6 protein-coding genes are annotated in these 6822 nt (G+C 53.3%); all 6 read right to left on the bottom strand.

All coding sequences use genetic code 11. The annotated features are described in order from the left end of the window. Positions 1-1181: asparagine synthase (glutamine-hydrolyzing) (gene asnB / locus ACOSYY_RS11685; protein WP_421662564.1), on the bottom strand; the 1181-nt coding region annotated here is incomplete at its 3' end. 61 nt (positions 1182-1242) lie between these two features. After that, positions 1243-2331: a glycosyltransferase family 4 protein gene (locus ACOSYY_RS11680; RefSeq protein WP_421662562.1), complete on the bottom strand. Its 1089-nt coding sequence runs from the start codon at positions 2329-2331 to the stop codon at positions 1243-1245. A 93-nt stretch (positions 2332-2424) separates the two neighbouring features. After that, on the bottom strand, positions 2425-3666 hold the full coding sequence (locus ACOSYY_RS11675; protein ID WP_421662561.1) for an O-antigen ligase family protein: 1242 nt from the start codon (positions 3664-3666) through the stop codon (positions 2425-2427). A 73-nt stretch (positions 3667-3739) separates the two neighbouring features. After that, positions 3740-4768, bottom strand: a complete 1029-nt coding sequence (locus ACOSYY_RS11670; RefSeq protein WP_421662560.1) for a hypothetical protein — start codon at positions 4766-4768, stop codon at positions 3740-3742. A 29-nt stretch (positions 4769-4797) separates the two neighbouring features. Then, positions 4798-5892, bottom strand: coding sequence for a glycosyltransferase family 4 protein (locus ACOSYY_RS11665; RefSeq protein WP_421662559.1), 1095 nt, complete (start codon positions 5890-5892; stop codon positions 4798-4800). Beyond that, positions 5889-6822 (bottom strand): glycosyltransferase family protein (locus ACOSYY_RS11660; RefSeq protein WP_421662558.1); only part of this gene is annotated, 934 nt, incomplete at its 5' end. The genes ACOSYY_RS11660 and ACOSYY_RS11665, both read right to left, overlap by 4 nt.

Here is a 6822-nt window from a genome sequence, read left to right as displayed (position 1 = left end):
GCCGGCAAGGCCGCTATATGCATGAATGGAGCGACCGCCAGAGCGCCTAACCTCCATACAACGGCCGGTACTTGTTGCATTCGTGTAACCCTGGCTAACTGCCAATAGATATCATACCCTCCGAACCCCTCATCGCCGCCGTCTCCGGACAGAGCTACTTTGACGTGAGTGCGCATCAAGCGGCATACCGCATTCACGCCGAAAAGCGAGGTGTCGGCAAACGGTTGTCCTGCGCGCGTTAGTAAATCAACGACTTGATCCCATGTGCCTTCGCCATCGCCCATATCAAGAGTCATATGTCGACTTCCGATATGTTCGGCCACGGCTAATGCCGCCGGCGTCTCATCGTACTTCTGATCCGCAAAACGAACATTGAAGGTTCTCAGTGTTCCCTCAAGCGCCCGTTGAGCCGCCGTGCTCACAAGCGATGAATCGATGCCTCCGCTCAACAAAGCGCCAAGCGGCACATCACTTTCCAATTGGCGGTTCACGGCCGCGGTGATCAACTCCTGCGCTTGGTCGGCAGCGCGCGCCACGAGCAGATCTTGATCAGGCGCGATATTGCCTCTCCAATACTGGCGCGTCTTCCACGAAACTTCCTGGTTCTCGACTATATGAGCCTCGAGCATCTCTCCTGCTTGTAACGCCCGGATCCCTCGGTAGAACGTTTCCGGAGCGGGCACATACAAGAGCGCGGCGGAATCATAAACCGCCTGTCGATCCGGCCTCGTATCAATGCCATTGATGCAGAGCAGCGCTCTAAGTTCACTGGCAAAAGCCAGCCGAGCCTTCGTGGGAGCATAAAAAAGCGGTTTGATCCCGAAGCGATCTCGAGCGAGGAGCAGCGTTTTGGTACCAGCGTCATAAATCGCAATCGCGAACATTCCTTTCAAGCGCTCAACAAAGGTTGCGCCCAGCTCTTCATAAAGATGAGGTATCACTTCAGAGTCAGAATGCCCCTTGAAGCGGTGCCCCTTCTGTTCCAAATACTTCCGTAACTCGCCGTGGTTATAAATCTCGCCGTTGAATACGCTCCAAATTGTGCCGGTTTCATTGGCCATCGGCTGAGCGCCGGAGTCCGACAGGTCAATGATGGAGAGACGCGTATGAACAAGCGTTGCCGAAGGAAGCGATTTGACTCCCGAGCCGTCCGGGCCCCTATGATGCATCGCTCTCCGCATACGGTCTGCGACGTCCCCACCACTCTGCTGATGGCCGATCCAACCGCCGATTCCGCACATATTACCTGCCCTCCCACCCCTCAGCGTGGTAGACGCAAAAAGTCTCCGACCTCAGGCGGTCAATCCCGAATGCCTGCTCGGCCTTTTTTCGACCTGCATCTCCCATCCCTCGGCATAATTCAGGGTCATCGAGCAGGGCAGCCATATTCCTAGCCAACGCAGCCTCATCTTCTCTCGGCACTACAAATCCCGTCTTGCCGTGGTCTATAAGGTACGGAACATCACCTGCGTCTGTCGCCACAACAGCGCGGTTGCAGGCCATTGCCTCCATCACGACGTTCGGGCAACCTTCATCCTCCGCGGTATGCACCAGAAAGATCGCGCCCGCGAGCAAATCCGGAATATCCGGCCGGGCGCCCAAGAACCGGAACAGATGGCTCACCTGAAGATCCTTCGCCATCGTTTCCAGTTCTTCTTGCAATGGCCCCGATCCGACGAGCAAAACTTCGGGGCACTTCCCTTTTGACGCTAAAAGAGCGACCGCACGAATCAGTCGGTCCCAGCGTTTACGAGCATATAGATTCCCCACGGCCAAGATATATCCGGCTTCCGGATGAGACCATGGAAAGAAACGTTCTAGATCAACTCCGTTCTTGACGACGTACATGCGACGGGGTCGGAACAGTGTGGTCGTTTGTTTTGCATTTATCTCAGCAGCGGTGCTGTTGAAGATCTGAGCAGCAGGCCACCGGCCACAGAGTCGCCCAAATAGCTTCCCGGTTGCCTGACGATCCCGGATAAAGTTGTTTCGTACAGACCCAATTGGGATAGCTTTCGTGCGTTGAGCCGCTAACCAGGCTGCCATATTCGTATAGAATGTATAGGAATGGATCACCTCAGGGCGGACCTTGTATGCCAAATCGAGTAACGCTCTCAACTTGGCCGCTCGGGTAGGATTCTCTCCCAGCCTTACAACGGGGACATCTAGCGCACGAAGCTCTTGAGCATAATGATCATCGGGAGAATTACCCCATACAGCCACCACCGGCTTGTACCGCTGTCGATCCATCGATCCGACTAGGTAGAATAGTTGTCGTTCTAACCCTCCCAGGCCTAATTGTCCTACCAGGTAAAGAAGGCGGCATTCCATTTATATGCTCTGTTCCACTGCCATTACGATAACATTGAAGCTGGTACGACTGCCTTCATGATAATACTTATCAACCCGGAATATTTAACGCACTCACTGTCCTTGTGTTCTGTGTACCATTTTTCTAACACTCATCGATCTTCTGGCAGCATCAGCAGAGACGGTTCCAGCAACTAGGCCGAACACGACAACTGTCCATGGCGACATAAAGACCATATCAAGGACCATGATCTCAAATACTGCAAAGGTGACCAGCGGAGGAAGCAATGTGGCTTCCCCTGCCTGGGCTGTTCTCGACAGTTGAACGGCTCCGATTCCCACTCGCTTCAAATACATCAGAAAGCAAATTACGGGCAAGATTCCTCCCCCGAGCGCGATATGAAGAAGTCCGTTGTGGGGATTGATATACCCATTACCGCTAGATCTTGGGAGCTGGATGTCTCCCAAACCGTAACCTATAAATGGTGCGTTGAGTATCCGTTCTAGAGCTTTGGGCCATAGCTTTTCTCGTCCAGACTCCTCGGCGCCTCGCGTCATGTAGTAATCGATCTTTTCATCGAACACGCCTGACGTGTAGACCAAACTAGTCAGAAGAACGAGCGATAAGAGAGGGACAAAGCTCCGCTTCAATGCAGAGCGAAGCCCAACGACACATGCCAAGGCGATGGCCAATAACGGCGCTCGGCTGACAGTAAGCATGACGACATAGAGGCAAACCAGTGCCGCAATCCAGGCAAATATTCTTAGATCGGTTTTTCGACATTCAAGTCCCCAAAAGATGAAATACACGGCACAGAAGCCAAACCACATTCCCAGCGAATTGGGGTTCGCGATTCCTGTCCCGGAGGCTCCAGCTCGCATCATATCGCCCCCGCCTGACATCTTGATAAAAGGCAAGGTAGCAATACCGATTGCCAAAGCGACCAGCGCAAACCGTTGGAGGAACCCTGGACGCAGAGACAACGATTGGGCGATGATGAGGGTGGCGATCCATCCGACAAACGCTATGCCTTCGGATAATGCCTGCTGATCCTCCTCGTGAAACAGCAACTGTATTGCAATCAAAAGGATTCCGGTGGCTAAAGCCCATACGATCGGCTTATACACATGTGCAGCCCAGGTACCCATCCTCTGGAAGCAAGCCACTGCGATGACCACTAAGAGCAATCCCCCCACGGAAGGAATGACGATTCCCCATGCCTGACCAAGCATGGCGTAGACGAGGCTCACATACCAAAGGTATTCCAGGTATGCGGGTGGGCACGGCGCCGTTGCAGATGCGGTTTCCCGTGGAAAACCTGCCTGCATTGCCAGTTCATTACGAACCGCCACCATTATGTCCTTTCGTTCCTACTGACATTTCAGGATTCACTATTAGATGGCTACTTCGACAATGACAGCGGAATGCTTATCGTTCTTCGGCGATTCGTCGTTCTGCGATGCCTAGCTCAGAGTTGAAGTCATACCCTCGAGCATGCGCGTCAGCAATTTCTTCCCTCGCTCGATCGAGCCGACCCGAATGGAAATAATACATGGCTTTGGCAGCAACAACGTTCGCTCGTTTTTCACTACTCACGATTTTCAATGAATAGGCAAATGCCTCTTCTACTTCCTGCTCTGAAAATTGCGTTTCCGACCACTCTTGCTTCAGCAGATCGAGCGGCAGCTCTCGGCTCAGCCGAAACACCATACTTCCGGATGAAGGCACGTCATACACCGGATCGAAGTAGTCCCTGAATCGATAATGGATTGGATGAATCCAGGACGTAAACCAATGGGCAAAGTCTTGATGCAGAATGAGACTGACCCCAGGTATGAGCGCAGGGAAAAAGTCTTGCACCACCCCTGTCGCCGCTCCCCAGGATTTCATCGCATCGATGAGAAGAAACTCGATCGGATCTCCACACCACCTCACCTTCGCGAGATCGCCCTGGCATGGCTTGATATATTGCCGCCATTGGGAAGTCCTTCGTTCAAATTCGTCTAAAAATGAATCTCCGGCCCGGTACTTCCCTTCGAGTTCCGTTCCTTTCGCGCTGAGGTCCATGTATGAGCGCCAAACGAACTCATCATACCCGTGAATGAGTTTATTGAAGGAAGCATGGCGGTTGCGCTCCAACCCCATGGCGAGAGAAACCGTTGTACTGCCTAGCCAACAGCCAAGATCGACAATATGACCTTTGCCGGTAAAGATGTGCTTGGCATACCAGTATAAATACGCTCGCTCGGTCCTCGTCGTCATACCGTGGAGCCGACGAAGCTTCGGAGATAGTACCATCGTCTGAGAAGCTGCGTGTTGGATGACTCTATCCCCCTTATCGCCGAAGAAACCCAGCAGGTAATACCAACCGCCGGCGAAGACGATCGCGGCAATTTTCCCGAGCGATCTGCATCTCCTAAAAAAGGTGTTCGATAGCTTCTTATCCGCAGTTAGCATATGTGATTCTTTACTGTCTGTCTTTCAGCTTAGAGTTTGGTCGATACACTGGCAACAGCGCTTCCAAACGCCCGAACCGCGGAGGCGGGGCCATGAATTTCCTCGACATGGCTCCGGGATCTTAGTCCCATATCTTGACGGCGCTCAGGAGATGCCATGAGAGAACGCACCGCCTCCACCGCTCCTTCAACCGTGTCAGCCACCTGTCCGAGTTGATGATCTCTGATTTTATGATCCGGATCGATTTGCATGCTGACGACTGGTGTTCCAGCGGCCCAGGCCTCCAGGAAAACGCTTGGGAATCCCTCTCCATCCGAGGTCGAAAGTAACAGATCGGCATTCCCAATGGCCTTTACAGTTTGATCGGGGGCCACATGGCCGCGGTAGTCCACGTTCGGAAGGGATCGCAATTGCATCATAATCCGTTCAATCTTCTCGGCATCCCAATGACTCAACCGAGGGGCGCCGCATACGACGAAATGAATAGACGGCAGCCGGCGCGCGATCTCAATCAGGAGATCCGGACGCTTCGGCGGCCTGATGACCGCCGCCCATGCCACGGTTCCGTTTCGCGCAGCATGAGGCGTGATCGTTTCCGGCAGGGGCACGATGCCCGGAAGAAGATAGGCCCTTTGCTGTAAGCGCGAAGGCAAATAGTCGCGCTGACCGTAATGTTGAATGAAGATGACGTTGGAACGTTGAAGTCCCCACATGTGGAGAGGCCATAAATTTTTCCTCGCTGTCAGCGCTTTGCGGACCTGGACGTCCAGATCGTGCATCGTGGAAAAAGCCGTTCGCACTCCCAGCCGGCGCGCGATTTCTGCAGCCGGTCCCCACAAATGATCCGCACACTGCCAGAAACACCAATCCGGTCGCTCAGCTTTTAACAATGCGGACCAATCCAAGAGAAAATGCGCTAGGCGAGTCAAACCCAAAAACCGCACTCCGTCGATGACTTGAACCTCTCCTTCTCGCAAGGCGAATCGAACCCCCACGGTCGCTGACCAGCCTGCCTGTGCCAGCGCCCGCATGAGGTACCATCCGTAACGTTCTGCTCCTCCATTCGCGGAAGGATCTCCGGTCGCGTATTTGTACACGACATCATTCACGTGTACAATTTTCATTGCACAACCTCGGACCTTAACCGCGGCGGCAAAGTAGATGTGTCCATTGCCGATGTCTTCTCAAGGGATGTGCCGTTTAGAGCGATAAGTAAGTTCTCTATTTGCCTGCCGGACGAGTAGGCTTCACAAGCGGCACGATTCGGAACGAACCGATCAAGTGTCTTCTTCGACCAGGCTTCGAAGAGACGCTCAAGCAGCGTGACCACTTCCGCGGGAGTATCTGCATCTGCAATCAGCGGGCTTCCAACTTGTTCAAGAATCCTGCGTGTCTCGTCACGAGGCACGATGCCAATGATCGGTCGTCCCGCTTGTAGATAACCAAACAGCTTAGCGCCTGCAACCAACTCATGTGCCGTTCTTCCCGGCATTCTGCCCAACACCAAGAGCGCATGCGCCTCTCGTTGAAGGCGACGAACTTGGTCACTTGGTATGGACGGCGTAATCTCGAACATATCTTGAAGGTTTAGGTCAGCCACTCGCTGCGTCAGTCCTTGAAACCCCTCACCGACAAATCTTAGCCGTAACTGAGCCGCACGCTTGGGATCTTTGGCTTTGAACTGAACGAGACCTTCGATTAGGGTATCGTAGCGATAGCTGCTCAGCGTGCCGGCATATAAAATCGTACACCGATCACCCGGCACATGAATGAAAGATTCGACCTCTCCTTCAAACCCGTTTGGGATGATATGGATTTTCGAGGTTTCTAAGGCGTCGGGAAACGCCCGCAAGTATGCTCGCGCAACCGACTCGAACATAAACACCACTGCCTGAGCTCGTTGGTTCGTATTACTGTCGCTTGACACCTTGATCACTTGCATGCATTGCCAGTCGTCCGCTGCTTTAAACACGTGACACCATGTCACACCGTCATCTGTTGACTGATGGACACCCGTGTTAAAGTCGGTAAGGTAGATGACGTCATCAGCAGAA

It is taken from the genome of Nitrospira sp. BLG_2, from assembly GCF_049222245.1.
Note: the sequence above shows the minus strand (reverse complement) of the source record. Positions and strands in the feature narration are given on the sequence as shown.

Coding starts and splice junctions, on each gene's coding strand:
- ACOSYY_RS11675 (WP_421662561.1), bottom strand. CDS start 3,666: ATGGTGGCGGTTCGTAATGAACTGGCAATGCAGGCAGGTTTTCCACGG.
- ACOSYY_RS11680 (WP_421662562.1), bottom strand. CDS start 2,331: ATGGAATGCCGCCTTCTTTACCTGGTAGGACAATTAGGCCTGGGAGGG.
- ACOSYY_RS11665 (WP_421662559.1), bottom strand. CDS start 5,892: ATGAAAATTGTACACGTGAATGATGTCGTGTACAAATACGCGACCGGA.
- ACOSYY_RS11670 (WP_421662560.1), bottom strand. CDS start 4,768: ATGCTAACTGCGGATAAGAAGCTATCGAACACCTTTTTTAGGAGATGC.